26 protein-coding genes are annotated in these 25160 nt (G+C 43.4%); 20 read left to right on the top strand and 6 right to left on the bottom strand.

What is annotated here, in order from left to right; genetic code table 11:
- Window positions 1–35: 35 nt before the first annotated feature.
- Together FN831_RS20275 and FN831_RS20270 are read right to left on the bottom strand one after the other, a co-directional pair.
- Complete coding sequence (locus FN831_RS20275) at window positions 36–947, bottom strand: helix-turn-helix domain-containing protein (protein WP_142530027.1); 912 nt, start codon at window positions 945–947, stop codon at window positions 36–38.
- 62 nt (window positions 948–1009) lie between these two features.
- Window positions 1010–1846: an SDR family NAD(P)-dependent oxidoreductase gene (locus tag FN831_RS20270; protein ID WP_142530026.1), complete on the bottom strand. Its 837-nt coding sequence runs from the start codon at window positions 1844–1846 to the stop codon at window positions 1010–1012.
- 204 nt (window positions 1847–2050) lie between these two features.
- Between FN831_RS20270 and FN831_RS20265 the strand changes: the two genes are divergently transcribed.
- The 6 genes from FN831_RS20265 to rplT all read left to right on the top strand — a co-directional run bounded on the left by FN831_RS20265 (window position 2051) and on the right by rplT (window position 6681).
- Window positions 2051–2626, top strand: a complete 576-nt coding sequence (locus tag FN831_RS20265) for a chemotaxis protein CheB (RefSeq protein WP_142530025.1) — start codon at window positions 2051–2053, stop codon at window positions 2624–2626.
- 95 nt (window positions 2627–2721) lie between these two features.
- Entirely contained in the window at window positions 2722–3414 is a 693-nt protein-coding gene (rpiA, locus tag FN831_RS20260) for a ribose-5-phosphate isomerase RpiA (protein WP_142530024.1), read from the top strand.
- Between the two features lie 110 nt (window positions 3415–3524).
- On the top strand, window positions 3525–5450 hold the full coding sequence (gene thrS, locus FN831_RS20255) for a threonine--tRNA ligase (RefSeq protein ID WP_142530023.1): 1926 nt from the start codon (window positions 3525–3527) through the stop codon (window positions 5448–5450).
- A gap of 13 nt (window positions 5451–5463) precedes the next feature.
- Window positions 5464–6033 carry a translation initiation factor IF-3 gene (gene infC, locus FN831_RS20250; RefSeq protein ID WP_090555863.1) on the top strand — a complete coding sequence of 190 codons (570 nt, stop codon included), beginning with the start codon at window positions 5464–5466 and terminating at the stop codon, window positions 6031–6033.
- Between the two features lie 28 nt (window positions 6034–6061).
- Window positions 6062–6262, top strand: coding sequence for a 50S ribosomal protein L35 (rpmI, locus tag FN831_RS20245; RefSeq protein ID WP_041887185.1), 201 nt, complete (start codon window positions 6062–6064; stop codon window positions 6260–6262).
- 74 nt (window positions 6263–6336) lie between these two features.
- Window positions 6337–6681 (top strand): 50S ribosomal protein L20, encoded by a 345-nt coding sequence (gene rplT, locus FN831_RS20240; RefSeq protein WP_037439531.1) that lies wholly within the window; start codon window positions 6337–6339, stop codon window positions 6679–6681.
- Between the two features lie 91 nt (window positions 6682–6772).
- On the opposite strand, the gene FN831_RS20235 is transcribed toward rplT, so the two are convergent.
- Both FN831_RS20235 and FN831_RS20230 read right to left on the bottom strand, forming a co-directional pair.
- A complete protein-coding gene (locus FN831_RS20235) occupies window positions 6773–7156 on the bottom strand; it encodes a hypothetical protein (protein ID WP_142530022.1) in 384 nt (127 codons plus the stop codon).
- Between the two features lie 48 nt (window positions 7157–7204).
- Window positions 7205–7981: an XRE family transcriptional regulator gene (locus tag FN831_RS20230; protein ID WP_142530021.1), complete on the bottom strand. Its 777-nt coding sequence runs from the start codon at window positions 7979–7981 to the stop codon at window positions 7205–7207.
- A 134-nt stretch (window positions 7982–8115) separates the two neighbouring features.
- On the opposite strand from FN831_RS20230, the gene FN831_RS20225 reads away from it, so the two are divergent.
- Window positions 8116–8466 (top strand): GIY-YIG nuclease family protein, encoded by a 351-nt coding sequence (locus tag FN831_RS20225; protein WP_142530020.1) that lies wholly within the window; start codon window positions 8116–8118, stop codon window positions 8464–8466.
- A 74-nt stretch (window positions 8467–8540) separates the two neighbouring features.
- Here FN831_RS20225 and FN831_RS20220 read toward each other — a convergent pair whose 3' ends face one another.
- Window positions 8541–10988: a transglycosylase domain-containing protein gene (locus FN831_RS20220; protein WP_142530019.1), complete on the bottom strand. Its 2448-nt coding sequence runs from the start codon at window positions 10986–10988 to the stop codon at window positions 8541–8543.
- 203 nt (window positions 10989–11191) lie between these two features.
- Between FN831_RS20220 and FN831_RS20215 the strand changes: the two genes are divergently transcribed.
- Window positions 11192–12073: a polyphosphate kinase 2 family protein gene (locus FN831_RS20215; RefSeq protein ID WP_142530018.1), complete on the top strand. Its 882-nt coding sequence runs from the start codon at window positions 11192–11194 to the stop codon at window positions 12071–12073.
- Window positions 12074–12277: 204 nt separating this feature from the next.
- On the opposite strand, the gene FN831_RS20210 is transcribed toward FN831_RS20215, so the two are convergent.
- Window positions 12278–12559, bottom strand: a complete 282-nt coding sequence (locus tag FN831_RS20210) for a hypothetical protein (RefSeq protein ID WP_142530017.1) — start codon at window positions 12557–12559, stop codon at window positions 12278–12280.
- Window positions 12560–12709: 150 nt separating this feature from the next.
- Here FN831_RS20210 and FN831_RS20205 point away from each other — a divergent pair, with 150 nt between their 5' ends.
- The 12 genes from FN831_RS20205 (at window position 12710) to FN831_RS20150 (ending at window position 25127) form a co-directional block, all read left to right on the top strand.
- Window positions 12710–13270: a pyridoxamine 5'-phosphate oxidase family protein gene (locus FN831_RS20205; RefSeq protein ID WP_142530016.1), complete on the top strand. Its 561-nt coding sequence runs from the start codon at window positions 12710–12712 to the stop codon at window positions 13268–13270.
- Window positions 13271–13408: 138 nt separating this feature from the next.
- Window positions 13409–15652 carry a heavy metal translocating P-type ATPase gene (locus FN831_RS20200; RefSeq protein ID WP_221931364.1) on the top strand — a complete coding sequence of 748 codons (2244 nt, stop codon included), beginning with the start codon at window positions 13409–13411 and terminating at the stop codon, window positions 15650–15652.
- A complete protein-coding gene (locus FN831_RS20195) occupies window positions 15652–15864 on the top strand; it encodes a heavy-metal-associated domain-containing protein (RefSeq protein ID WP_142530015.1) in 213 nt (70 codons plus the stop codon). Before FN831_RS20200 ends, FN831_RS20195 begins: the two co-directional genes overlap by 1 nt.
- Window positions 15864–16430, top strand: coding sequence for an AraC family transcriptional regulator (locus FN831_RS20190; protein WP_142530014.1), 567 nt, complete (start codon window positions 15864–15866; stop codon window positions 16428–16430). Before FN831_RS20195 ends, FN831_RS20190 begins: the two co-directional genes overlap by 1 nt.
- A gap of 67 nt (window positions 16431–16497) precedes the next feature.
- Window positions 16498–17667 carry an aminotransferase class V-fold PLP-dependent enzyme gene (locus tag FN831_RS20185; RefSeq protein WP_142530013.1) on the top strand — a complete coding sequence of 390 codons (1170 nt, stop codon included), beginning with the start codon at window positions 16498–16500 and terminating at the stop codon, window positions 17665–17667.
- Window positions 17668–17699: 32 nt separating this feature from the next.
- Window positions 17700–17981 (top strand): DUF427 domain-containing protein, encoded by a 282-nt coding sequence (locus FN831_RS20180; RefSeq protein ID WP_142530012.1) that lies wholly within the window; start codon window positions 17700–17702, stop codon window positions 17979–17981.
- 44 nt (window positions 17982–18025) lie between these two features.
- Window positions 18026–19408: a dihydrolipoyl dehydrogenase gene (gene lpdA, locus FN831_RS20175; RefSeq protein ID WP_142530011.1), complete on the top strand. Its 1383-nt coding sequence runs from the start codon at window positions 18026–18028 to the stop codon at window positions 19406–19408.
- Window positions 19409–20308, top strand: a complete 900-nt coding sequence (locus tag FN831_RS20170) for an ABC transporter ATP-binding protein (RefSeq protein WP_142530010.1) — start codon at window positions 19409–19411, stop codon at window positions 20306–20308.
- Window positions 20309–20310: 2 nt separating this feature from the next.
- A complete protein-coding gene (locus FN831_RS20165; RefSeq protein WP_142530009.1) occupies window positions 20311–21879 on the top strand; it encodes an ABC transporter permease/substrate-binding protein in 1569 nt (522 codons plus the stop codon).
- A 1-nt stretch (window position 21880) separates the two neighbouring features.
- On the top strand, window positions 21881–23029 hold the full coding sequence (gene egtB / locus FN831_RS20160; protein WP_142530008.1) for an ergothioneine biosynthesis protein EgtB: 1149 nt from the start codon (window positions 21881–21883) through the stop codon (window positions 23027–23029).
- A 2-nt stretch (window positions 23030–23031) separates the two neighbouring features.
- The gene (locus FN831_RS20155) at window positions 23032–23970 is read left to right on the top strand and encodes an L-histidine N(alpha)-methyltransferase (RefSeq protein ID WP_142530007.1); all 939 of its coding nucleotides are present in this window, start codon (window positions 23032–23034) and stop codon (window positions 23968–23970) included.
- Complete coding sequence (locus FN831_RS20150) at window positions 23961–25127, top strand: lycopene cyclase family protein (RefSeq protein ID WP_142530006.1); 1167 nt, start codon at window positions 23961–23963, stop codon at window positions 25125–25127. Before FN831_RS20155 ends, FN831_RS20150 begins: the two co-directional genes overlap by 10 nt.
- Window positions 25128–25160: the final 33 nt, after the last annotated feature.

Genomic DNA, 25160 nt, shown 5'->3' with positions numbered 1-25160 from the left:
ACTACGTGCTGGAGCCTGGCTAAGGTAGCTGCAGTTTAATTAAAAGACCGTCTGTATTCCAAAGGGGAAAGGTCGGTCTTGGTTTTAAAAAGTTTGCTGAACGACTGCGAATGCTCAAAACCTAAAGCATAGGCTACTTCGCTCACAGATAAACTGGTCGTGCTTAGTTTCTCTTTTGCTGCTTCTATGAGTTTATCGTGAATATGCTGCTGTGCGTTCTGGCCGGTTAGGGAACGCAGCATGTCACTAAGATAGCCTGGAGAGAGGTTTAGCCGTTCGGCAATGAACTGTACGGAGGGAAGGCCCTGGCTTAGTGTGTCCTCATTACGGAAATATTCGCTTAGAATTTCTTCCAGGCGCAGCAATAGATCGTTGCTGGCGGCTTTTCGCGTGATAAACTGGCGTTTATAAAAGCGGTTTGCATAATTCAGCAGCAGCTCTAGCTGTGAAATAATTACATCCTGGCTAAAGTCGTCTGTCCGGCTGTTCAGCTCATCTTCCATAAATTTGAAGATAGACATCACCGTATCCTTTTCAAGTGCTGAAAGATGCAGCGTTTCATTGGCAGAATACGAGAAGAAGCCGTATTGTTTAATGTTTTTTGCCAGTGTGTAACCCAGAAGGAAATCTGGATGAATGAGCAATGTGTATTCAGAACAGACACTCATGTCATGGTCGTTGCTGCCGATCACCTGTCCGGGCGAAGCAAATAGTAACCCGCCTTCGTTAAAATCATAATAGCTCTGGCCGTACTTTAATTTTCCGGTGATTTTTGGCTTGTACGAAATTTTGTAGAAGCTTAGTACGTGATGTTCAGACGCGGCGACAGACACAGGAGTGCCTTTCATCAGGCTGATCAGCGGGTGCAGCGGTTTGGGCAAGCCAAATGCCTCATGCGCTTCAGAGAGCGATTCGAATTTAATGGGACTGTTTGCTTCTTTTTTCATAAGATAAATATATTAAAATTGCAGACCGCTTTACCTGCCGGTCTGCAATGTATGACAAAGTTTTAACCCTGGGCAGCGCTTGAAACAGCATCCCATTCTTCCCAGGTGGCAAGGCGTTCAGCATAGGCCTTACGAACGCCCGGCAGGTTGTGGCTGCCGAGATGGAACCTGAGCGGAGGGTTTTCTGAATCCACCATTTTAAAGAGTGCCTCTGGAGTAGCTTTGGGATTGCCTCTTTCAAGGTTTTTTAAGCCATCTATAAAATTTGCTTTGAATTCCGTATAAATATCAAGCCCGGGGGCAAACTTCAGTGATTCCTGGCTGCCAAATTCTGTGGCATATGCTCCTGGTTCTATAATCGTAACGTTGATGCCAAAAGCTTTAACCTCAGTTGCCAGGCTTTCATGAATTGCTTCAAATGCCCATTTGGACGAACAATAGTAGCCAATTACTGGCATAGCTACATGGCCCAGGTTACTGGATGTGCCCAGGATATGTCCATAACCTTGTTTGCGCAGGAATGGTAAGGCGGCCCGAATGACAGCCAGCGGGCCGTAAACGTTTGTTTCGTAGAGGGCGCGGACATCTTCAGGGCTTGCCTCCTCAATAGTGCCTACCAGCGAATACCCGGCATTATTCAGTACAATATCCAAACTGCCAAAGTGGTCAAAAGCTTGTGCTACAACTGTTTTTACCTGATCGGGATTGGTTACATCCAGCTCCAGGGTAAGAACGCTGTCTCCGTATTTTTCTTTTAAATCAGCGATGCCGGATAACTTGCGTGCAGTGGCAGCAACTTTGTCGCCACGCTCCAGAGCAGCTTCAGTCCATACACGTCCAAATCCGCGTGAAGCTCCGGTGATAAACCAGATCTTATTTTTTTCATTTTGATGTGCCATAATTTATATTGTCTTTGAATTTGATAGCTCAAAGGTCTGTATCAGGCACTGACCTTTTGTAGTCGAAATCAGGAATTTTGTAGCCTAAATAAGAAAATGTATTTTTTCTGTTGTTGATGAAGGGACTGTATAAATTTATCAGATTTTCAAAGCCATAAGGATGCTTAACGGATAGAAGCCATATCTTAGCAGGGAACTGATCATATGAAAAATAAATATATCGTTGCCCTGGGTGCATCTGCCGGAGGACTGGCCGCTCTTTCCGAATTCTTCGAGAATACATTGCCAGACGGTGTGTCTTACGTAATCACTACACATTTGTATGCACATCAGAAAAGCAGGCTGACTGAAATGATACAAAAGCACAGTGCTATTGACGTTTGTACGGTAGAAAATAACATGCAGATCAAATCTAACATCGTGTATGTGATGCCTGAGAATAAAACGATGACCATTGACGAAGGGAATTTGATCTTGACAGACAGAGATTTGTCTGTTAAGGTAAATAATGCGATAGACATGTTTTTTGTTTCGCTGGCAGAGGACACCCTGTTCCGGAAAATCGCTATCATTTTCTCTGGCATGGGCAAAGATGGCACTAAAGGAGTGAAGGCTTTAGCCAAAGCCGGGGCGTACATCATTGCACAAACGCCTGATACCGCCGGTGAAGAAAGTATGCCCGAAAGTGTAATTGCAGCAGGATATATAAATGCCATCCTTGATCCTAAATATATGCCGCAGGCTATTATTGACATCATGACCACAAATGAAAGCCTTTAAAATATTTAACTCCGCCAAATTTGATAGCGGGTTTATTTATTTTGTTTAATTTTATCGCGCTTAACCGCATTACTCACCATTTAAGTTTTACTATTTTGGACAAGGAACCATTAAATACAAAAGATCTTGAAAAACAGGTTGCTGCACGCGAAGCTGTTAAATACATCCGCGACAATGATATCGTAGGGTTAGGAACGGGCTCTACAGCTTATTATACGATTATCGAAGTTGCAGAACTCGTGAAAAACGGGTTGAAGATCAAAGGCGTGCCTACTTCAGAACACACGGCATCGCTGGCCACTTCCCTGGGTATTGAACTGCTGGATATGAACGCGGTGGAGTATATAGATGTGACGATAGACGGCGCGGACGAATTTGATGAAAATCTGAACCTGATCAAAGGGGGCGGGGGAGCACATTTCAGGGAAAAGATCGTAGCCTCCCTGACAAAAAAGGAGATTATCATTGCCGATGCTGCAAAAAAAGTAGATCAGCTGGGCAAGTTTAAAGTACCGGTAGAGATTGTACCTCTGGCACTGAATTATGTGGTACGTGCAATGGCGAAACTGGGCGGCCAGGGCGCCGTGAGAATGAAAGACGGAAAGCAGTTTATTACCGACAACCACAATCTGATTGTGGATGCCGACTTTGGCCTGATCGGTGATCCGGCAGCATTGTCAGAAAAACTGAACCAGATTGAAGGGATTCTTGCGCATGGACTGTTTGTGAACCTTGCAGCAATGGTCATTGTGGGGCAGGGGACTGAAGCTGTTACTTACACAAAATAAGATTCGTTTCTGATATTCTTTCTTAAAACCTTATCTTTGCAATATAAAGATCACCTTGTAAGTGATTAATAATTATTATCAATTCATTCATATATAAATCATAGTTGTAGATGATTAACATTACTTTACCGGATGGCTCTGCCCGTCCGTATGAAAATGGGACTACTGCCCATCAGATTGCTTTATCCATTTCAGAAGGATTAGCACGCAATGTTCTTGCAGCCGAAGTAGACGGCGAAGTCTGGGATTCATCCAGGCCAATTGAAAAAGATTCATCGGTGAAATTGCTGACCTGGAATGATACTGCCGGTAAGGCTACATTCTGGCACTCTTCTGCGCATATTATGGCAGAGGCACTGGAGGCGCTTTATCCGGGCACCAAATTTGGTATCGGCCCTGCCATTGAAACAGGCTTTTACTATGATGTGGATTTTGGCGACCATGAATTTTCTTCGGACGATTTTAAGGCGATTGAAGCCAAGTTTATGGAGCTGGCCAAGCAGAAAGAAGTTTTTGAGCGTACCAGCGTCTCCAAAGCTGACGCCATCAGTTATTTCACTGAAAAGGGAGATGAATATAAGCTGGACCTGATCCAGGGGCTTGAAGACGGAAAGATCACCTTTTATAAACAAGGTGCTTTCACAGACTTGTGCCGTGGCCCGCATATTCCAAATACAGGCTTTGTTAAGGCTGTTAAGCTGATGAACGTTGCGGGTGCATACTGGAGGGGGGATGAGACAAAAAAACAGCTTACAAGGATCTATGGGGTTACTTTTCCAAAGGCAAGTGAACTTACAGAATATTTGCTGATGATTGAGGAAGCGAAAAAACGCGACCACAGGAAGCTGGGCAAAGAACTGGAATTATTTGCTTTCTCTGAAAAAGTGGGTATGGGGCTGCCGTTATGGTTGCCTAAAGGAACCGCCTTGCGCGAGCGTTTGGTCAACTTTTTAACCAAAGCACAGGGCAAAGCAGGGTACGAGCAGGTGATCACTCCGCACATCGGACATAAAAATTTATATGTTACTTCCGGTCACTGGGAGAAATACGGCAAGGACTCGTTCCAGTCGATAAAAACCCCTCAGGAAGGAGAGGAGTTCCTGCTAAAACCAATGAACTGTCCTCACCATTGTGAGATTTATAAAGTTAAACCGCGTTCTTACAAAGATCTTCCGTTACGTTTTGCTGAGTTTGGTACGGTTTACCGTTATGAGCAAAGCGGAGAGATGCACGGCCTGACCAGGGTGCGTGGATTTACTCAGGATGATGCACACTTATTCTGTCGTCCGGACCAGGTAAAGGATGAGTTTAAAAAGGTGATCGATCTGGTACTGTATGTGTTTAAATCATTAGGTTTTAGTGACTATACTGCACAGGTATCTTTAAGAGACCCTGAAAACAAATCCAAATACATCGGAACCGATGAAAACTGGAAACTTGCTGAAGGTGCAATTATTGAAGCTGCTGCTGAGAAAGGGCTGTCTACTGTAGTTGAACTGGGCGAAGCTGCGTTTTATGGTCCGAAGCTGGACTTTATGGTGAAAGATGCTTTAGGCAGGAAATGGCAGCTGGGAACGATCCAGGTAGACTATAACCTTCCTGAGCGTTTTGAGCTTGAATATACCGGCAGTGACAACCAGAAGCACAGACCTGTGATGATCCACCGGGCACCATTTGGTTCCCTGGAGCGTTTTGTAGCAGTTTTGATTGAACATTGTGCCGGTAATTTCCCGTTATGGCTTTCGCCTGAACAATTTATAATCCTTCCTATTTCAGAAAAGTATGAAGATTATGCTAAAAAAGTTTCAGATGAACTAAATAATTCCGATATTCGCGGTTTGATTGACTTTCGGGATGAGAAGATCGGCAGGAAGATCAGGGACGCGGAGGTTAAAAAGACGCCTTATATGCTGATAATTGGGGAGAAGGAAATGGCAGAAGGTAAATTATCAGTGAGAAAGCATGGCGAGGGTGATTTAGGAGAGATGACCATTGAGGCGTTCAGAGAATTATTAATTAAAGAAATAACAGTTTAAATAGTATATAAATTTGGCATTAGGCAGACCAGGATTTAACAGGGGACCACGTCCTCCTTTTAAGAAAAAAGAAGCAGAACATAATATTAATCAGTTTATCAGGGCCCAGGAGGTCAGGTTAGCTGGAGATAATGTTGAACCAGGGATTTATCCTTTGGCAAAAGCTTTAGCCCTTGCCGATGAACTGGAGCTGGATCTGGTAGAAATATCACCTAACGCAGTACCTCCGGTTTGTAGAATAATCGATTACAGCAAGTTCGTTTACGAACAAAAGAAAAAGCAGAAAGAGATTAAGGCAAATGCTAAACAGACAGTAATTAAAGAGATCCGTTTCGGTCCTAATACGAATGACCATGATTTTCAGTTTAAACTGAAACATGCTCAGAGTTTTCTGGAAAGTGGCGAAAAAGTGAGAGCATACGTACATTTCAAAGGCAGGGCAATCGTTTACAAAGAGCAGGGAGAGATCCTGTTGCTTAAGTTTGCACAGGCTTTGGAAGATATTGGAAAGGTTGAGCTTTTACCTAAGTTGGAAGGTAAACGTATGTTCCTTACCCTTGCTCCAAAAGTTGTAAAAAAATAAATAAATTACATAAATAATAACACAGGTTATGCCAAAAATGAAAACCAATTCCAGTGCTAAAAAGCGTTTTTCGCTTACTGGAACCGGTAAAATCGCTAGAAAGAACGCATACAAAAGTCACATTTTAACAAAAATGTCTACTAAACGTAAGCGTAATTTAGGTCACACCTCAATGGTGTCAGCTGCTGATATGGGCAACGTTAAGCGTATGCTTGCTATCGGTAAATAATTAATTTTTAACCAGGTACCCGGTAGTAAGTTTGCTGAAATACGCAACACCGTTTATCAAAAAACAACAACACTATGCCACGTTCGGTAAACGCAGTAGCTTCGAGAAGAAGACGGAAAAAAGTCCTTAATATGGCCAAAGGCTATTGGGGATCAAGAAGTAAAGTATTCACTGTAGCAAAAAATACGGTTGAGAAAGGTTTGCAGTATGCATACCGTGACCGTAAAGTTAAGAAAAGAGAATTCCGCGGATTGTGGATCCAACGTATCAACGCTGGAGCTCGTCAGCACGGTATTTCTTACTCTCAACTGATCGGTAAATTAGCTACTAAAAATATTGGTTTAAACCGTAAGGTTTTAGCTGATTTAGCTATGAATCACCCTGAAGCTTTCAAAGCTGTGATTGATACAGTTAAATAGAAATAAACTATTAACGTAGAAAAGGCCGTCTCATATGAGATGGCCTTTTTTTTGCCCGGCAATTGCCGGGCTTTTGGTCTGTCAGATGGGCCTAGGCTTTATCTGCTTTCTTTTTATCTTTCTTTGCTTTTTTCTCAGCCTGCAGCGCATCCAGCTTTTTCTTCTGTTCTGCATTCAGAACTTTATCCAGTTTGGCTTCTGTATCTTTTTTGATCGCCTTCTGCTTATCCTTCATTGCACTTTTAGCCTCATGGCCAGACTTGTGCAGTGCTTCTGCTTTCTGGAATTTATCCAGCTCTATGGCGTATACTTTATTTTTCTGGTCAGCTGTTAATGAAAGTTCCTTTTGCAGTTTAGCCGTACTTTTTTCTGCTTTCTGGGCCGGAGTAGCTTTTTCATGATGCGCTGCAGTTTGTGCATAACTTGCCGTAAATCCCATTACTGCAATAGCGAGTGTCAAAAATAATTTTTTCATATCTCTTTGAGCTGAAAAATTGAAAACGGTTTAATCTCCTTTAAAATATTAATTTTTGTTCATCTGAGAAAGTGATTTCTGCATCTGTGACATCATATTGGTCAGCGTTTCTATAGTAGGCTCAGGAGCAGGGTCTGGCAATGTAGAGCTTATATAGGCTTTTGCTTTCCAGATCTCCAGGATATCTTCGGCCGCCACCATGTAGGGATCATACATTTTATTGTCTGAAACCAGTTTCAATTCTTTGTTTTCTTTGAACCTGTTGCCGGCACGTTTGTAGACTACGCCTTCGTTTTTGCTCACAATCACATACGTCTCACCTGTTTTAATATCATTCCAGTTATCAATATACTCACCTACGATCACACTTCCCGGTTGGATCGGCAGCATGGAGTCACCTACAATCTCGAAAGCCCTGAACGTACCCTGTTTAAGGGCCGGCAGCGGCAGCTGGAATTTAGGCAGGTCTCTGATATATTCCGGGTCTGCAAATCCGTTCAGGTAACCGGCACTTGCTTTCACAGGGACCATCTCAATGTTCTCATTATCGTTGTGATCTACAGAAATACTGAGTATCCTCAGGTTGGATCCCTGGCTTTTTAGCTTCGGTTTCCACTTGTCATTGACTGTTTCGTTGATAAACTCATCAATGGTCAGTTCAAAGTATTCTGCTATTATTTTTAGTAAGTCGTATTTAGGTTCTGCCCGGTCTTCTTCGTAGGCGCCAACAAGAGATCTTTTAATATCCATCAAATCAGCGAATTGCTGCTGTGTATGGCCTTTTTTCTTTCTTAGGTATTTGAGATTGCTGGAAATATTCGACATAAAATAAAAGATTAGAAATAATTTGTTTTTACTAAAATAGTTAGTAATATTGTACCAATAAAGTTAGTAATATTTATTCGTACTGCAAATATATATACTAATTTAATTAGTGGTAATAATTTAAGCTGAAAGCAATGAAAAAATTTGTCTACATCGTAACCGATAGGAACCGTGCCAGTTTACACGTTGGAATGAGCGCTGATTTAATTAAGACGCTCGATTTTTATAAGCAGATGCCAAGCCTGTTTTTTGATCATGCACAGCAGCTTACCCGTTTGGTTTATTTTGAAGAGTTCAAAACTGAGAGCCAGGCACTGAGCAGGTTTAAACTGATCAGCCGGTTTACCAGGATGCAGAAAGAGCGTTTGGTACGTTCATGCAACCCTGACTGGATTGACCTTACCATAGGTCTTGATTTTGAGCATATCACCATGAACAGGCCGATACCTACCCAGGTAAAGATGCCATTGACAATTATGTCATAAATGATTTTAAAAATGAGGACCCTAAATAAAAAAGGCCGGCTGGTTTTTGAGTTCCAGCTGGCCTTTAGCTTTTTTTAATTTCCGTTTTTTTCGTTTTTCTTTCTTTCCCGTTCTTCCTGCCGTTGTTTCTTTTTGAGTTCGCGCTCTTCCTTACGGCTGAGCGGTACAGGCGGCAATTGCTGTGGCGCCGGTTCAGGAGCCTTTTTTTCTTCAGGTTTTACTTCTTCCTGTTTTTGTTGGGTGGCTTCACCTTCTGCAGGCGGGCTTACATTCAGTGAATCGGTAGCTACGCTGTCTGTGGTGGTAGTATCCGCAACATAAACAGGGGTAGGGCAGTTGATGCTTCTTGTAATAGGTACGGTAGCTTTAGGGAAAGGACCGTAAGTATAACCTGTACTTTGATCATGGTAAACTTTTTCCATAAACTTGGCGAAGATAGGCAGTGCAGTATGAGATCCTTCACCGGTCTCGCCATTTTTGAAATGCGCGGAGCGCTCATCACAGCCCACCCAAACACCTGTTACCAGGTCTTTAGTAATGCCCATATACCAGGCATCTACGTAATCTGAGGAGGTTCCTGTTTTACCACCAATCTGATTGTTCTTTTTCCAGAGGTCCCATTCCCATAATGCCTGTGAGGTTCCGCCTGGTTCTTCCATTCCGCCCCTGAACATGTACAGCATCAGCCATGCGATCTCTTCAGAAAGCACTCTCTTGGTTTTGGCTACAAAATCTTCAATCACATTATTATCCTGATCAGTAATTTTCTCTACCAGGATCGGATCTGTTCTTACACCTTTGTTAAGAAAGGTACCGTAAGCCCTCACCATTTCGTACACAGACACGTCATTCGGCCCTAAACTAACAGAAGGGACTGATTGCAGATGGCTGTCTATACCGCATTCATGTGCCCATTTAACTACATTGTCCCAGCCTACCTTTTCGGTTACCTGGGCGGTGACGGTATTCACAGAACGTCCCATGGCAGCACGGAGCGACATCTCCCTGTATGTGGTGTTCCAATCCGCATTTCTCGGCTCCCAGTATTCTGTTTTCCCGTTCTCCTCGTATTTGATCTTTACGGGTTTGTCTACAAAGGTATCACATGGGCTCATACCGCTTTCAAAAGCAGCCAGGTAAGCAAAGGGTTTAAAGGTAGACCCTGCCTGTCTCTTGGCCTGGTTAACGTGGTCGTATTTAAAGAATTTGTGGTCCACTCCGCCAACCCATACTTTAATCTTGCCGCTAAAGGGATCCAGGGTCATCATCCCGGTGTTTATAATCTTTCCATAGTAGCGGATGGAGTCCATTGTAGAGAAAAGCGTATCCCTGTCTCCCTTATAGGAGAAGATTTTCATTTTTTTCTTTTTATTGAAATAGGCCTCTATGGAATCAGGCTTATTGGCAAATTTCTTTTCAAGCATCGCATAAATAGGCAGGTTATGCATTGCACGTCCGGGATAGTCAACTTTATGTTTTTCTGAATCCTGCCATGGGTCTTCGTTGCCCCATACATTATAAAATCTTTTCTGGATGATCTTCATCTGCTCTGCAACCGCTTCTTCGGCATATTTTTGCAGTTTGGAATCAATTGTTGTGTAGATCTTTAATCCATCTTCATACAGGTCATACTTATTTTCCCTGCACCATTTTTCAAGATACTTGGACACTGCTGCCCTGAGGTAAGAATCGCCATCGCTCCCCTCATCAATTCTTCCTTCTTTAAGTTCCAGCGGCAGGCTTTTAAAGCGTGAAAGTTCTTCACTGCTGATATAGCCGTATTTGTTCATCTGTGATAAAGAGACGTTCCTTCTTTCGAGAGCTCTTTCAGGATAGCGCACGGGATTATAGGTAGATGTGCCTTTAAGCATGCCGATGAGCATAGCCGATTCCGGAACCGTTAAGGAATCTGTTTGTTTATCAAAGTATATCCTTGCTGCAGTTTTGATACCATAGGTATTGTTCCCAAAGGATACGGTATTAAGATACATGGTGATGATATCATTTTTAGAATAGTTGGATTCCAGTTTTACTGCAGTCATCCATTCTTTCAGCTTCGAAACTATGGTACGTACAACCGGGATATGTTTAATAAATCCCTGCGACTTATTATAACGGGTGCGGTACATGTTTTTAGCCAGCTGCTGCGTAATGGTACTTGCACCACGTTTCTCACCTGTTGCCGTAGAGAGCCCGCTGGACAGCAGGGAGCGGAAATCAATACCGATATGTTTATAAAAGCGTACATCTTCTGTGGCTACCAGTGCATTGATCACACTAGGGGAAATCTGCTTGAAATCAACCGGGGTGCGGTTTTCTTTATAATATCTGCCGATGAGCTTACCATCTGAAGTATACAATTCTGACCCCACGCGAAGGGTAGGCATTTTGATGTCGTGAATAGAAGGAGAATAACCAAAGAGCCAAAGGAAATTGAGTTGCAGCGCGCAAAAGAAGATAATGATACTGTAGATAAATATGGATAAATATCGGATGTATTTGTTATGGATCTCTTTAAACATTTGTTGGGGTCAAAATATTTTGTAAAACAGTTCTTATGAAATTCTTGTTAAAGACTCAATGTGCAAATTAACGCAAATAAATCACTAAAATTTTAGCCATTCCAAAATACGTTGCCTTTCACTGGCCGCAGGCTATAAAATTGCTTGTTTTTGAACAGATTAAACAATACTACCACACAAATGGTTTTTTAAACACATCATAAATGAGCAAAGATCAGAATCGCTTTTTGGCACCATCAGGGCAGAAAATAAAACTGAAGGACTACAGTACCAATTACACCGGCGATATAGAGAAAGAGGTTGGTAAGGCCACGCTTGAAGTTATCAAGGAAAAACTAAGCAAGTATCAGGAGACACTGTATGCGGAAAATTCCCATTCTGTGCTGATTATTTTTCAGGCAATGGACGCAGCCGGGAAAGATAGCGCCATCTCGCATGTGATGTCTGGGCTTAATCCGCAGGGATGCCAGGTATTTAGCTTTAAGACACCTACTTCCAATGAATATGAGCATGATTTTTTATGGAGGCATTACCTTGCCCTTCCCCAGAGAGGCAGAATAAGTATCCACAACCGCTCGCACTATGAGAATGTACTGGTGTGCAAAGTTCATCCGGAATATGTGCTCAGTGAGCGGATCCCGGGTTACGACACAGTTAAAAAAATAGATAAATCTTTCTGGAAAGCACGCTACGAAAGTATCCGTAATTTTGAAAAACATTTGGCAGAGAACGGTACAGTTATACTGAAGTTTTTTCTGAACGTATCTGAAGAAACGCAAAAAGAACGTTTTCTGGACAGGATCAATGATCCTTCAAAAAACTGGAAATTCTCTTCGGCAGATATCACTGAAAGAGGGTTATGGAAAGATTACATGTCGGCTTATGAAGAGGCAATTGCAGAAACTTCTACTGATCAGGCGCCCTGGTACATAATTCCGGCCGACAAAAAATGGTTTGCTCGACTGGCGATCAGCCAGATCCTGGAAGAAAAATTTAATAATCTTAACCTTAAAGTCCCGGAGCTCCCTGAAGATGAAATGGCGAAACTGGAAGATTATAAGCAAAAATTACTGGCAGAAGTTTAGCATCTCAGGATTTATCTGATCTGCTGATCAGCAGTTGTGTTGTTTTTTTTATCAGCCATTCATTTTATCAGCTCACTAAATCGAAATTAGTGGTAAGATATTTGTGACAATATGATATGTAAAGTGTCTTCAAAGGCACTTTACGGTAATTTAAATAGAATAGTGTGTGTTTTGAGCCCCTTTACCAGTAGGTAGAGGGGTTTTCTATGAATGGGCATGTATTTCTTCGCCGATTTTCCCTATAGTAGGATCGTCCAGTACAATCTCCAGCCTGTCTGCTGTAAGGTCATGTTTGTAAAAAGGCAGGTCGCCGGCTTCAAGCTCATCATCCGGGACTTTTTCCCAGGTTTCGTTATCTGCCTCCAGGCGGATTGCTCCAAGGACCCCGCCATAATAGATGATTTTATACTGTCCATCTTCATTTGGCAAAACTGTGAGCGTTAATTCGTTGTCTCCAAATCCTATTTTAATATTAAATACGTCCATATTGATTTAACCGGATTTATGGGCTATTGTTTGAATTAATAGATTGTGAGTGTAAATGGGGACTTTAGTCCCTGATATGTAGAGTTTTATGTAATCGTGGAAACAAATTCTGTGAACACGTGTTCATCATATTCATCTACCAATGAACTTATGGAAAACATTCAAAACTCGCGTGACAGTTCTAATAACACGCAACCTACTGACGAGCATATCAAAACTTTAGAAGGAAAAGAGGCGCTCGAAAAACTAAAGCATATTGCAACCAAAGCAGAAACGTGCTTTTTCTGTACCAATATCAAAACGGGATTACCATTATCTGTAAGACCTATGGCCGTATTGGATGTAGACGATGACGGTAACCTGTGGTTTATGAGCATGAAAGACAGTACCAAGAATACTGAGATTGCGTCTGACCCATTTACCCACCTCTTTTTCCAGGAGTCTACAAATTCAGGATTTTTGAATATTTACGGTATCACCGAAATCAGTACCGATCAGCAGAAAATCGATGAGCTCTGGAAACCGCTTTTAAAAGTTTGGTTTCAGGGCGGAAAGGATGATTTTAATATCAGTTTATTGAAAGTGGTACCAACCAATGTGTATTACTGGGACAACAAACACGGTGATATGGTGGCATTTGCAAAGATGGCAGCATCTGTAGTAACAGGTAAAACGATGGATGATTCTGTAGAGGGTAATCTGGATTTTTAATCCCATCAATTCAGGAGCCGGCATTCTCAACAAGGCTGCCGGCGCCGTCATTTATTCTTCAGATTATATAAAATTATAACAATAGCGTGTAAATCATTTGCATGCCGGAGGCTTATCTTTGTTGTTCAGGATAACAGGATGTCAGCTTCAGATCTTCAAACAGTTTCTTTACCGGTATTAGGCATGACCTGTGCAGGATGTGCTTCAAGCGTACAATCTGTTCTTGCCGCACAGCCGGGCATAGAAACTGCAGAAGTGAATTACGCTACCCAACAGGTGAAGGTGGTATTTCATCCGGCCCTCATCATACCCATAAAATTTAAGGAAGCATTACAGGGAGCAGGTTATGATCTGATCCTGGATACAGCAAATGCGACAGGGAAACAGGCCGAAGTACAGGCCAGCCAGTACAAAGCACTTAAAAAAAGAACTATTCTGGCAGCAGCACTTACATTGCCGGTAATTGTTATCGGCATGTTCTTTATGGATATTCCGTATGCAAACTACTATATGCTGGTTCTAACAACGCCGGTTTTGTTTGTATTTGGAAATAATTTCTTCATTAATGCTTTCAGGCAGGCCCGTCATCACAGGGCCAATATGGATAGCCTTGTAGCGCTGAGTACAGGCATCTCATATCTTTTCAGCGTATTTAATACATTCTTTCAGCAATACTGGCACAGCAGGGGCATGCATCCGCATGTTTACTATGAGGCTGCTGCAGTTGTCATTGTATTTATTATGCTTGGGAAACTGCTGGAAGAACGCGCAAAATCCAGTACTTCATCGGCTATAAAAAAACTGATTGGCCTGCAGCCTAAAACTGTGATGCTGACAGGGCCGGAGGGCGAAAAAGAAATTGAAATTTCTGCTGTTCAGAAAGGCGACCTGCTGGCGGTGAAACCGGGCGATAAAATCCCTGTGGACGGCACGGTCTTCAGCGGTACTTCTTATGTGGATGAGAGTATGATCAGCGGTGAGCCGGTTGCCATCTTAAAGGAGGCAGGCGGCTTTGTGTTTGCCGGTACAATCAACCAGAAAGGCAGTTTTAAATTTCATGCGGAGAAAGTTGGTGCCGATACATTACTGGCGCAGATCATCCGCCAAGTGCAGGATGCACAGGGCTCAAAGGCTCCGGTACAAAAACTGGTAGATCATATTGCCGGTATTTTTGTTCCGGTAGTGCTGTTTATTGCCCTGCTTACCCTGGCTGCCTGGCTCCTGTTCGGCGGAGAATACAAGCTGAGCCAGGGGCTGATGGCGATGGTAACTGTCCTTGTTATTGCCTGTCCCTGTGCGCTGGGGCTGGCTACCCCAACAGCAATTATGGTTGGAATGGGCATCGGTGCAGAAAACGGGATCCTGATTAAGGATGCTGAAGCACTGGAAAGCGGTTACAAAGTAAATGCTGTGGTGCTGGATAAAACAGGTACCCTTACACAGGGGCGTCCGACAGTAAACCATATGGAATGGGCTGCCCAGGGGCAGGATAAGGCGCAATTCTTTCTGGGAATCCTGCTCGCATTGGAACAGGATTCTGAACACCCTCTGGCTGTTGCGGTGCTGAACTTTATTCAACTGCAAAATATCAGGCCGGCAGCGGTCAGGTCCTTTACAAGTATCACGGGCGCAGGGGTAGAAGGCGTTTTTGAAAGCAAGTCTTATTTCGCCGGCAGCGATAAAATGCTTTCCCGCCGGAATATCTTACTGCCTGATGAACTTGCCGCAGTGGTAAATGATTACGAGCAGAAAGCCAAGACGGTAATCTATTTTGGCAACAGCGAAGAAGTACTGGCTGTATTGGCTGTGGCGGATGAATTGAAAGAGGGCTCTAAAGAAGCCCTTCAGTCGCTGCAGAAACTGGACATAGTGGTTTATATGCTAACGGGAGATAACCAGTTCACTGCCGCAGCTATAGCAAAGAAGTTGGGAATAGATCATTACAGGGCAGCCTTATCGCCCTCTGAAAAGGCTGATTTCGTGAAAGATCTGCAGCAGCAGGGTAAAGTAGTAGCGATGATCGGGGACGGGATCAATGACAGTGAGGCCCTTGCCCAGGCAGACCTTTCCATCGCGATGGGCAAAGGCTCTGATATTGCAATCGATGTAGCACAGCTGACCCTGATCTCTTCTGACCTGAGGAAGGTTCCTGAAGCATTAAGATTATCCCGCGAAACGGTGAGAACGATCAGGCAGAATTTATTCTGGGCATTTATATACAATCTGATTGGCATACCTTTGGCAGCAGGAATATTATTCCCTGTAAATGGATTTTTGCTTAATCCTATGATCGCCGGAGCGGCCATGGCACTCAGCTCTGTTTCAGTGGTAGGCAATAGTCTCAGGTTAAAGTTGATCAGGCTAAACAAAAATATAAGATAATGAAGACATTAAAATTTAAAACAAATATCAAATGCGGAGGCTGCATCGAAACGGTGACTCCTCATCTGGATGCTGTAGACGGTCTTGAAAAATGGACTGTGGATACAAATGTTGCGGAGAAAATCCTTACTGTTACGGGAACAAGAGATAATTTAACTGATGAAGTGATCGAAACCTTAAAGAAGGCCGGATACCAGGCCGAACTGATCTGATGACGCTGTATATAAAAAATATGGTGTGCGACCGCTGCATACTGATGGTAAAGCAACAGCTGGATCAGCTGGGCCTAAACGTAGAAGCGATTTCCCTGGGCAAAGTGACGGTATCACCCGATCCTGACCTGCTGAAACTAAAGCAAGTTTCTGAAGCGCTGCAGGTGCTGGGTTTTGAATTGATCGATAAAGAAAAGAACCAGCTGATTGAGCAGATCAAAACGCAGGTGATAGAGATTGTACATTATTCTGACCTTAGTGCTATGCAGCAAAGCCTGATGAATCTGATCGCTCAAAAACTGAACAAAGACTATGTTTATCTCAGCAGGCTGTTTTCTGACAACGAGGGGATAACGATCGAGAAATATATCATTCACCAGAAGATAGAGAAGGTGAAGGAATTACTGGAATATGGTGAACTGAACCTGAATGAGATTGCCTGGCAAATGGGTTACAGCAGCAGCGCGCACCTGTCTACACAGTTCAAAGCTGTTACCGGTATGCCGCCAAGTAAATACAAAATACAGCCCTCCGCTGACAGAAAACCGCTTGACCAGCTGAACTAGCTTTGGCCTTTTACATTCTTAAGAATATTTTCTTTACCTTAATGCCATTAAACAATTCGTTAAGGATATGGATACTGACCTCATCAGGCAACAGACAAAAGGATGTGCTGATAAAATTTTCCTGAACAGCGCAGGCTCCTCGCTGGTACCACAAAGTGTAACTGAAAAAATGCTGGCCTACCTGCAAATGGAGGCGATAGATGGGGGATATGCACTCGCAGCCCGGTTTGAAAATGAAATCAAGGAATTTTATGTGCAGGCCGCAATTCTCCTGAACTGCGCCCCAGAAAACATAGCTTATACAGCCAGTTCAACCGATGCCTATGCCAGGGCAATTACCGCAGTGGATTTTAAAGCAGGAGATGTGATCCTGACTACAGATGATGATTATATTTCTAATCAACTTTCTTTTCTGTCGCTGAAGGAGCGGCTTGGCATTAGCATCGTCAGGGCAAAGAACCTGGCCAATGGCGATCTCGACCTTGATTTCTTTGAAAAACTGATGATCAGGCACCGCCCAAAATTAGTGGCCATTACGCATATGCCAACCAATTCCGGACTGGTGCAGCCGGTTGAAGAGGTTGGCCGGATCTGCCGCAAATATGATGTTTTATATTTACTGGACGCCTGCCAGTCTGTAGGACAGCGGATTGTGGATGTCCAAAAGATTGGCTGCGATTTTCTAACCGCCACAGGAAGGAAATTTGTGCGCGGCCCAAGAGGTACCGGGATTTTATATGTGTCTGACAAAATACTTGACATGCAACTGGTGCCCCTGATTTTTGATATGCAGGGGGCTGAATGGACAGGGGACGATAGCTACAAACTGGCGGGAACCGCAAAAAGATTTGAATTCTGGGAATGCTCACCGGCAGCTAAAATCGGACTTGCCGAAGCACTGAAATATATCAATGGGCTGGGGATCAAAAACATTGATCAGTACAACAATGAACTGATGCAGTATTTTAGAAAAGCACTCGAAAAGGTGGATGGACTAGAATTGCATGACCAGGGAACTCTGCTGAGCAATATACTTACTTTTACTACAAAGAACCGTCCCCTGCAGGATACCGCTCAGCTGCTGAAAGATCATCAGGTATACTTTTCCATGAGCTTCAGAGATTTTGCACGTATCGATTTCAATAAGAAGAATCTGGATGGAGTGATCCGCTTTTCACCACATTATTTTAATACTATACAAGAACTTGAAAAAACTATCGACATTTTGAATTATTAATTGTTAATCATTGACAAAACAAAACTCATCTTATGAAGGCAATTTATAACGGTAAGGTCCTGGCAGAAAGCCAGGATACTATAGTAGTAGAAAATAACCATTATTTCCCTGAAGAATCTTTAAATAAGGAATATTTTAAAAATTCAGAGAAACATACTACCTGTCCCTGGAAAGGCGAAGCTTCCTATTTTACACTTGAGGTGGATGGCAAGTCCAATCCTGACGCTGCCTGGTATTACCCAGCCCCAAAAGATGCAGCCAAACAGATTAAAGACCATGTTGCGTTTTGGAAAGGCGTAGAAGTAACGGATTAAGTTACAAGGCCGATAAATAAATTATATACAGGAAAAAACAGATCATGAAGGAATTTGATGCAATCATTATAGGCTCAGGCCAGGCAGGAACGCCACTAGCCAGAAAATTAGCGAAGGCGGGATGGAAAACAGCAATTATAGAAAAGAGATTAGTAGGGGGAACGTGTATTAATGATGGCTGCACACCTACAAAAGCACTGGTTGCTTCTGCAAAACTTGCTTTCATGGCTGAAAGAAGCGCGGATCTGGGTATTGATATCCCTGCTTACAAGGTGGATTTTAAAGCTGTAATGGCGCGTAAAGCCGGCATTGTTAAGCATTCTCATGACGGCTCGGTTTCCGGACTTGAAAACACCAAAAACCTGACACTGATATATGGTGAAGCAAAATTTACTGATGACCATACTTTGTACATCGATGGCAGGGACGGAAGTTTTGAGAACTATACCGCAAAGCATATTTTTATTAATACCGGCGAGAGCCCTGTGATCCCGGATATAGAAGGGGTACATGATATTAATTACCTCACTTCAACAACTATCCTGGAACTTGATCAGGTGCCTGAGCATTTGCTGATTGTAGGAGGCGGGTATATCGGACTGGAGTTTGCGCAGATGTTTAGCCGTTTCGGAGCCAAAGTAACCCTCCTTGAGCATGGCGACAGGCTGCTTCCCAAAGAGGATGGTGATGTTTGCGAAGTAGTTACCGAGTTTTTCAAAGAGGATGGCATTGAGGTGTTTACCGAGGTAAACGTAAGCAAATTTGAAAAAACTGCTGATCATAAAATAAAAGTTACTGCAGAGCACAATGGCAAAAAAATGCATTACAGCGGCAGCCATGTTCTCCTCGCTTCAGGCAGAAAACCGCAGACTGAAAATCTGGGACTTGAAAATACAGGCATCAAATGCGATGAAAAAGGCCACGTGCAGGTGAATGATTTTCTGGAAACTGCAGTTAAAAATGTATATGCCCTTGGTGATGTGAAGGGTGGCCCGGCATTTACCCACATTTCTTACAATGATTATGTGGTGGTTGCGGCAAACCTCCTGGAAAATGCGAAGATGAGTATCAAAGGCCGGATGATTCCTTATTGTATGTTTATTGATCCCCAGCTAGGCCGGATCGGCATCACCGAAACACAGGCCATAGCAGCGAAACTTGATTACCTGGTGGCCAAATTACCAATGGAGCATGTAGCCCGGGCGATTGAAACCGGACAAACTCGTGGCTTTATGAAGGCTGTAGTTGATAAGAAAACCAAACAGATCCTTGGCGCTACCATCATCGGTGAACAGGGGGGCGAGATTATGTCGATTATACAGATGGCAATGATGGGAAAGATTACCTATGAAGAGATCAGGTACACGATTTTTGCCCATCCTTTGTATGCAGAATCGCTCAATAATTTATTTATGTCCATCACCTAAATGATCAAAGCAGCGCACCTGGTAAAGAAATTTGGTTCATCCACCGCGGTGAACAGCATCAGTTTCGATGTAAAAGAGGGGGAGAACCTGATCCTGCTGGGCACCAGCGGTTGCGGCAAGACCACTACCCTCCGCATGGTAAACAGGCTTACAGAACCAGACTCGGGAACCATATTTCTAAATGGCACAGATATCAGGTCGCAGCAGCCTGAAACTTTAAGGCGTGGTATAGGATATGTTTTGCAGAATCACGGCCTGTTCCCGCATTACACTGTTGCAGAAAATATTGCGATTGTTCCACGTCTCCTAAAATGGGAAAGCAGTAAGACCGGTAAACGGGCAGATGAACTTTTTGAAAAGCTCAATCTTGATCCGGCAATAAAGGATAAATATCCTGCCGCACTCAGTGGGGGACAGCAGCAGCGTGTGGGACTTGCACGTTCACTGATGGTAAACCCTCCGGTGCTGTTGATGGATGAACCTTTTGGGGCACTTGACAATTTAACGCGTATCAGTATCCGGAAAGAATTCAGGGTGCTGGATGAACTGGTAAAAAAAACGATTATCATGGTTACGCATGATGTGCAGGAAGCGTTTGAAATGGGCGACAGGATCTGCCTGATGGACAAAGGGGAGATCATGCAGATTGGAACCCCGGAAGATTTGCTCTTCAGGCCTGCGAACAACTTTGTTGCCAATTTCCTTGACGAACAGCGCTTGCAGCTGGAACTGAAATCTGTTTTGCTTGAAGAGATCTTGCCAGGCTCTGCAAAAAATATCTCTGTGTGGGATCAGATGGAGAGCTTGCTGCAAGTGAATGCTTACCCTGATGATGCACCTGGCGATGCCCTAACGATAGAAAGTTTAATGGCTGCATTTTCAAAATACAAAAAAAGATAAGGATGGATCAGACTCAAACTTTCTGGCAGTTTGTAAATCAGCAATCAGATAAATTGTGGAACCAAACCTGGGCACATATAGGGCTGACGATGATTTCGCTGATCCTGGCTATTATCATTGCCGTTCCGGTGGGAATACTGATTGCGAGAAAACAGAAATTATCCGGTATCGTGCTCGGCATTGCGGGGGTACTGCAAACTATTCCAAGCATCGCTTTACTGGGCGTGATGATTCCCTTCCTGGGCATCGGGCCCAAGCCCGCCATTCTTGCATTGTTTCTTTATGCGCTTTTACCTGTGATCAGGAATACATACACCGGGATTATGGAAGTAAACCCTGCGGTGGTAGATGCGGCAAAAGGTATGGGCATGAGCAAATGGCAGATCCTCACCAAAGTAGAACTGCCACTGGCATTTCCGGTATTAATGGCAGGTATCCGTACAGCAACGGTAATCAATGTTGGCGTGGCTACGCTGGCAGCTTATATCGCCGCAGGTGGTTTGGGAGAATTTATATTCGGAGGAATTGCACTCAATAACTCCAACATGATCCTTGCGGGCGCCATTCCTGCAGCGTTGCTCGCTATCATACTGGACTTCCTTTTGTCGCTTGTTCAAAAGATCAACCTGAAAAGTATACGCGTAAGCTGGCTGATCCTGCCCTTCGTTTTTATTTCTATGAGCTCATTCTATTTGTTGCCCACTCAAATAGGCGGCAGGATGCTGGGCGGTTTTACACCCGAATTTATGGGCAGGGAAGATGGTTATCTGGGCTTAAAAAGTGTGTACCGCCTGGGTATTGAAACTGTAGTGATCAGTGATGCGGTGATGTACAAGGCTGCATTTGAGCACAAGCTCGATGTGATTAGCGGGTACAGTACGGATGGACGTTTAAAGGCTTATGATCTGATCACACTAAAGGATGACAAGGGGATTTTTCCGCCATATTATGCAGCTCCTGTGATCAGAAATGAGGTGCTCACAAAGTATCCCGAACTGGAGGCAGTGCTCAACCAGTTATCCGGATCGATCAATGATTCGATCATGACAGCCCTGAATTATAAAGTGGACCAGCTCAAACAAAGTCCTGAGCAGGTTGCTATGGATTTCATGGTGTCTAAACATTTATATAAACCGTCAAAAAACGGCACAAAGGGTACGGTCAGGATTGGCTCCAAGATCTTTGGCGAGCAGTATATTTTGGCCCAGATGTATAAAATATTAATCCTGGGGAACACTGATCTGACAGTGCTGACAAAAACCGGGCTGGGAGGTACAAAAATATGTTTTGATGCCTTAACCAACAACCAGATAGACTTCTATCCCGAGTACACGGGAACTGGCTTTTTGGTTTTGTTAAAACCTGACAAAAAAACGATTAAGCAACTTGAAGGAAATACAGATGGAGTATACCAGTATGTGAGTCAGGCATTTAATAAGCAATTTAATATTAAATGGCTAAAACCAATTGGGTTTAATAACAGTTATGCTCTCATGATGCGAAAAGAACAGGCACAAAGTTTGCACATCGAATCAATAACAGACTTAACCAACCATCTAAAGCACAAATAATATGTCACTCTGGGATAAATACTCAGCCGTTAGGTCGCATAGCGTCCTGATATGTTCGAAACTTCAAAAAGAAGACTATGTGGTTCAGCCCGTGGTGGATGTGAGTCCGCCAAAGTGGCATCTGGGACATACCACATGGTTCTTTGAAACCTTCATTCTCATTCCCAATGCTTTTGCCTATCAGCCATTCAATCCTGATTATAATTATGTCTTTAACAGTTACTATGAAAACATAGGGGCCAGGGTAATCCGTACAGACCGGGGCAACCTGAGCAGGCCAACGGTTGACGAGGTATTTCAGTACAGGGCCTATGTAGATGAGGCAATGGAAAAATACCTGCCGGGATTAACTGATCCAACTGTATTGGAACTGCTGGAACTTGGGCTTAACCATGAGCAGCAGCATCAGGAATTATTATGGTACGATATCAAATATATCCTGGGACATAATCCCCTCTTTCCGGAATATGCAGCAGACAATATAGAATCAGGATTGGTCAACTCCGCTGAAGGCTGGGCTGATTTTAATGAAGGAGTTTACGAAATTGGCTATCAGGGTGATGGTTTTCATTTTGATAACGAACTGGGTAGACATAAAGTTTATATCCAGAACTTCAGTATTTCTACCCGTCTGGTAAGTAATGCAGATTACCTTGAGTTTATCCGTGCCGGTGGCTACCAGGACTTTAACTTGTGGCATGCCGAGGCCTGGGACTGGGTAAATAAAAACAATATTACTGCGCCAATGTACTGGTATGAGGTTGATGGAATCTGGCATCGCTATAGTTTGTCTGGTCTGGAAACATTAAAGCCTGAAGAACCTGTGTCTCATATCAGCTATTATGAAGCAGCCGCATTTGCACAATGGAAAGGTATGCGTTTGCCTACAGAATTTGAATGGGAAGTGGCTTCGGTACAATTGGACTGGGGAAAGCTCTGGGAATGGACAGAAAGTGCTTATCTGCCTTATCCAGGGTTCTCTAAGGCCGCGGGCGCATTAGGAGAATACAATGGTAAATTTATGGTTAACCAAAAAGTATTGCGTGGCGCTTCTGTTGCCACTCCGGCTGGTCACGGCCGCAATACTTACCGCAATTTTTTTCACCCCAATTTACGCTGGATGTTTAGCGGAATAAGGCTCTCAAAATAAATATGAATCAATTTCTAAAGGAGGTTTTGAACGACCTCAGTCAGACACCGAAGACATTAAACTCCAAATATTTTTATGATGGTAAAGGTGATAAGTTATTCCAGGAAATTATGGATTGCCCTGAATATTATCCTACCAATTGCGAGATGGAGATTTTCAGGGAGCATACCAGAGATCTGGCAGTTACGCTAAAGAATGGTTTTAACACCTTTGACCTGGTAGAAATGGGCGCCGGTGATGCCACAAAATCCAGTTTCCTCCTGAAAGAACTGGTGGAGATGAAGGCCGATTTCACGTATATGCCGATAGATATTTCATCTGCAATGATCAGCCATCTGGAAGAAACGCTTCCAGGCCAGATCGAAGGCCTGAAAGTGGAAGGCTTAAACGGTGAATATTTTGAAATGCTGGAAAAAGCAAACCAGATTTCAGACCGCAAAAAAGTAGTATTGCTGCTTGGTGGCAACATTGGCAATGAAAGCCCTGAAAATGCAGTTGAATTCTGCCGTAAAATCCGTTCCTGTCTGCAGGAAGGCGATCTTGTGCTGATCGGCTTTGATCTTAAAAAGAATCCGCGCACAATTCTGGCTGCCTACAATGATGCTGCCGGTTTTACGAGGGATTTTAACCTAAACCTTTTACACAGGATCAATAATGAACTTGGAGGTGATTTTGATATTGAGCAGTTTGAACATTACCCTACCTATGATCCGGCCAGCGGTGCATGTAAAAGTTATCTGGTAAGCAGGGTCGAACAGGAGGTTAATATTTCAGGGCAAAAGTTTATCTTTAAGGAGAACGAATTCATATTTATGGAGATCTCACAGAAATATAGTATTGGCGAGACCGAGGCTATGGCCGGTGCGACTGGATTTAAAACGGTAACTCATTTCCTCGACCATAAAAAATGGTTTGTTGATACCGTTTGGCAATGTATATAAAATGTGATATTCTTATTTGCGGAGGGGGATTGGCTGGTTTAAGCCTGCTTTACCGGGCGATGAAACTTGGTATCTGGGAGGGGCAGCAGATCATCGTTGTAGACCGGTCTGATAAAGGGAGTAATGACAGGACCTGGTCTTTCTGGAAAAAAGAATATTCATGTTTTGAAGAGCTGATCAGGCATCGCTGGGACCAGCTGGTTTTCTTTTCCAATGATGGGAACAGGCTTCAGCTAAACAGTGGTGGCTATACTTATAACAGTATCAAAAGTATAGATTTTTATCACGCTGTACTTTCTTACCTACGTGCCTGCACTAATATTACCTTTGTACAGGCTGATGTGCTATCCGTTTCTTCAGCAGAGGATAGCTGCACATTAATTACCCCGGAGCACACGTACGTTTCCCGTTATCTTTTCAATTCTATTTATCATCAGCCGGAGCTGCAGGCTAAAGAACAGTATTTTCTACAGCATTTTAAAGGAATCAGGATTAAGACCGGCAGTGCAGTTCCACCGCTTTCAGAAGCATGGCTGATGGATTTCAGAACAGAGCAGAAGAACGGGACGACTTTTTTTTATACGCTGCCTGTGGCCAATGACGAACTGTTTATAGAATATACGCTGTTTTCCAAATCAGTGCTTCCTATGGAAATGTATGACCAGCAGATCAAAAAATATATCCTTGAAGTGCTGCATATCGGTCAGTATGAAGTGCTGGAAGATGAATACGGAGTGATTCCGATGACTGACCATCTTTTTAAAAGATTTGAAGGCAACATTGTCCATATCGGCACTGCCGGCGGCGATACGCGCGCAAGTACTGGCTATACTTTTACCAATACACAAAAGACCGTAGGAAGAATTCTTGATAGTCTTCAGTCAGCTGGCCATCCCTTCTTTAAAGAAGAAAACACCGGCCTTAAACAACAGTTGTATGATGCCACGCTGCTCAATGTGCTGGCAGAAGGTGAATACCAGGGCCATCAGTTATTTGGCGACCTGTTTAAAAAAGCACCGGCCTACAGAATCTTTGCTTTCCTTGATTCGGAGAGTTCCGTTTTACAGGATTTCTTTATCATGAGAAGCCTGCGGACAATGCCATTCCTTAAAGCTTTCGCAGGGGCCGTCCTGAACAGGCTGTCCCGTTCCAATTAATTTTTACGCTTCCTGTCTGCCAGATGATCATTA

Source organism: Pedobacter westerhofensis (assembly GCF_900182595.1).
Taxonomy (GTDB): Bacteria; Bacteroidota; Bacteroidia; order Sphingobacteriales; family Sphingobacteriaceae; genus Pedobacter; species Pedobacter westerhofensis.
The sequence above is the reverse complement of the archived record's forward strand: the minus strand, read 5'-3'. Positions and strand labels throughout refer to the sequence as shown.

What these genes read in the sequence shown, in the direction of transcription:
- FN831_RS20275 (WP_142530027.1), bottom strand. Translation starts at nt 947, where the DNA reads ATGAAAAAAGAAGCAAACAGTCCCATTAAATTCGAATCGCTCTCTGAA.
- FN831_RS20270 (WP_142530026.1), bottom strand. Translation starts at nt 1,846, where the DNA reads ATGGCACATCAAAATGAAAAAAATAAGATCTGGTTTATCACCGGAGCT.
- FN831_RS20265 (WP_142530025.1), top strand. Translation starts at nt 2,051, where the DNA reads ATGAAAAATAAATATATCGTTGCCCTGGGTGCATCTGCCGGAGGACTG.
- thrS (WP_142530023.1), top strand. Translation starts at nt 3,525, where the DNA reads ATGATTAACATTACTTTACCGGATGGCTCTGCCCGTCCGTATGAAAAT.
- rpmI (WP_041887185.1), top strand. Translation starts at nt 6,062, where the DNA reads ATGCCAAAAATGAAAACCAATTCCAGTGCTAAAAAGCGTTTTTCGCTT.
- rplT (WP_037439531.1), top strand. Translation starts at nt 6,337, where the DNA reads ATGCCACGTTCGGTAAACGCAGTAGCTTCGAGAAGAAGACGGAAAAAA.
- FN831_RS20235 (WP_142530022.1), bottom strand. Translation starts at nt 7,156, where the DNA reads ATGAAAAAATTATTTTTGACACTCGCTATTGCAGTAATGGGATTTACG.
- FN831_RS20230 (WP_142530021.1), bottom strand. Translation starts at nt 7,981, where the DNA reads ATGTCGAATATTTCCAGCAATCTCAAATACCTAAGAAAGAAAAAAGGC.
- FN831_RS20225 (WP_142530020.1), top strand. Translation starts at nt 8,116, where the DNA reads ATGAAAAAATTTGTCTACATCGTAACCGATAGGAACCGTGCCAGTTTA.
- FN831_RS20220 (WP_142530019.1), bottom strand. Translation starts at nt 10,988, where the DNA reads ATGTTTAAAGAGATCCATAACAAATACATCCGATATTTATCCATATTT.
- FN831_RS20215 (WP_142530018.1), top strand. Translation starts at nt 11,192, where the DNA reads ATGAGCAAAGATCAGAATCGCTTTTTGGCACCATCAGGGCAGAAAATA.
- FN831_RS20210 (WP_142530017.1), bottom strand. Translation starts at nt 12,559, where the DNA reads ATGGACGTATTTAATATTAAAATAGGATTTGGAGACAACGAATTAACG.
- FN831_RS20205 (WP_142530016.1), top strand. Translation starts at nt 12,710, where the DNA reads ATGGAAAACATTCAAAACTCGCGTGACAGTTCTAATAACACGCAACCT.
- FN831_RS20200 (WP_221931364.1), top strand. Translation starts at nt 13,409, where the DNA reads ATGTCAGCTTCAGATCTTCAAACAGTTTCTTTACCGGTATTAGGCATG.
- FN831_RS20195 (WP_142530015.1), top strand. Translation starts at nt 15,652, where the DNA reads ATGAAGACATTAAAATTTAAAACAAATATCAAATGCGGAGGCTGCATC.
- FN831_RS20190 (WP_142530014.1), top strand. Translation starts at nt 15,864, where the DNA reads ATGACGCTGTATATAAAAAATATGGTGTGCGACCGCTGCATACTGATG.
- FN831_RS20185 (WP_142530013.1), top strand. Translation starts at nt 16,498, where the DNA reads ATGGATACTGACCTCATCAGGCAACAGACAAAAGGATGTGCTGATAAA.
- FN831_RS20180 (WP_142530012.1), top strand. Translation starts at nt 17,700, where the DNA reads ATGAAGGCAATTTATAACGGTAAGGTCCTGGCAGAAAGCCAGGATACT.
- lpdA (WP_142530011.1), top strand. Translation starts at nt 18,026, where the DNA reads ATGAAGGAATTTGATGCAATCATTATAGGCTCAGGCCAGGCAGGAACG.
- FN831_RS20170 (WP_142530010.1), top strand. Translation starts at nt 19,409, where the DNA reads ATGATCAAAGCAGCGCACCTGGTAAAGAAATTTGGTTCATCCACCGCG.
- FN831_RS20165 (WP_142530009.1), top strand. Translation starts at nt 20,311, where the DNA reads ATGGATCAGACTCAAACTTTCTGGCAGTTTGTAAATCAGCAATCAGAT.
- egtB (WP_142530008.1), top strand. Translation starts at nt 21,881, where the DNA reads ATGTCACTCTGGGATAAATACTCAGCCGTTAGGTCGCATAGCGTCCTG.
- FN831_RS20155 (WP_142530007.1), top strand. Translation starts at nt 23,032, where the DNA reads ATGAATCAATTTCTAAAGGAGGTTTTGAACGACCTCAGTCAGACACCG.
- FN831_RS20150 (WP_142530006.1), top strand. Translation starts at nt 23,961, where the DNA reads ATGTATATAAAATGTGATATTCTTATTTGCGGAGGGGGATTGGCTGGT.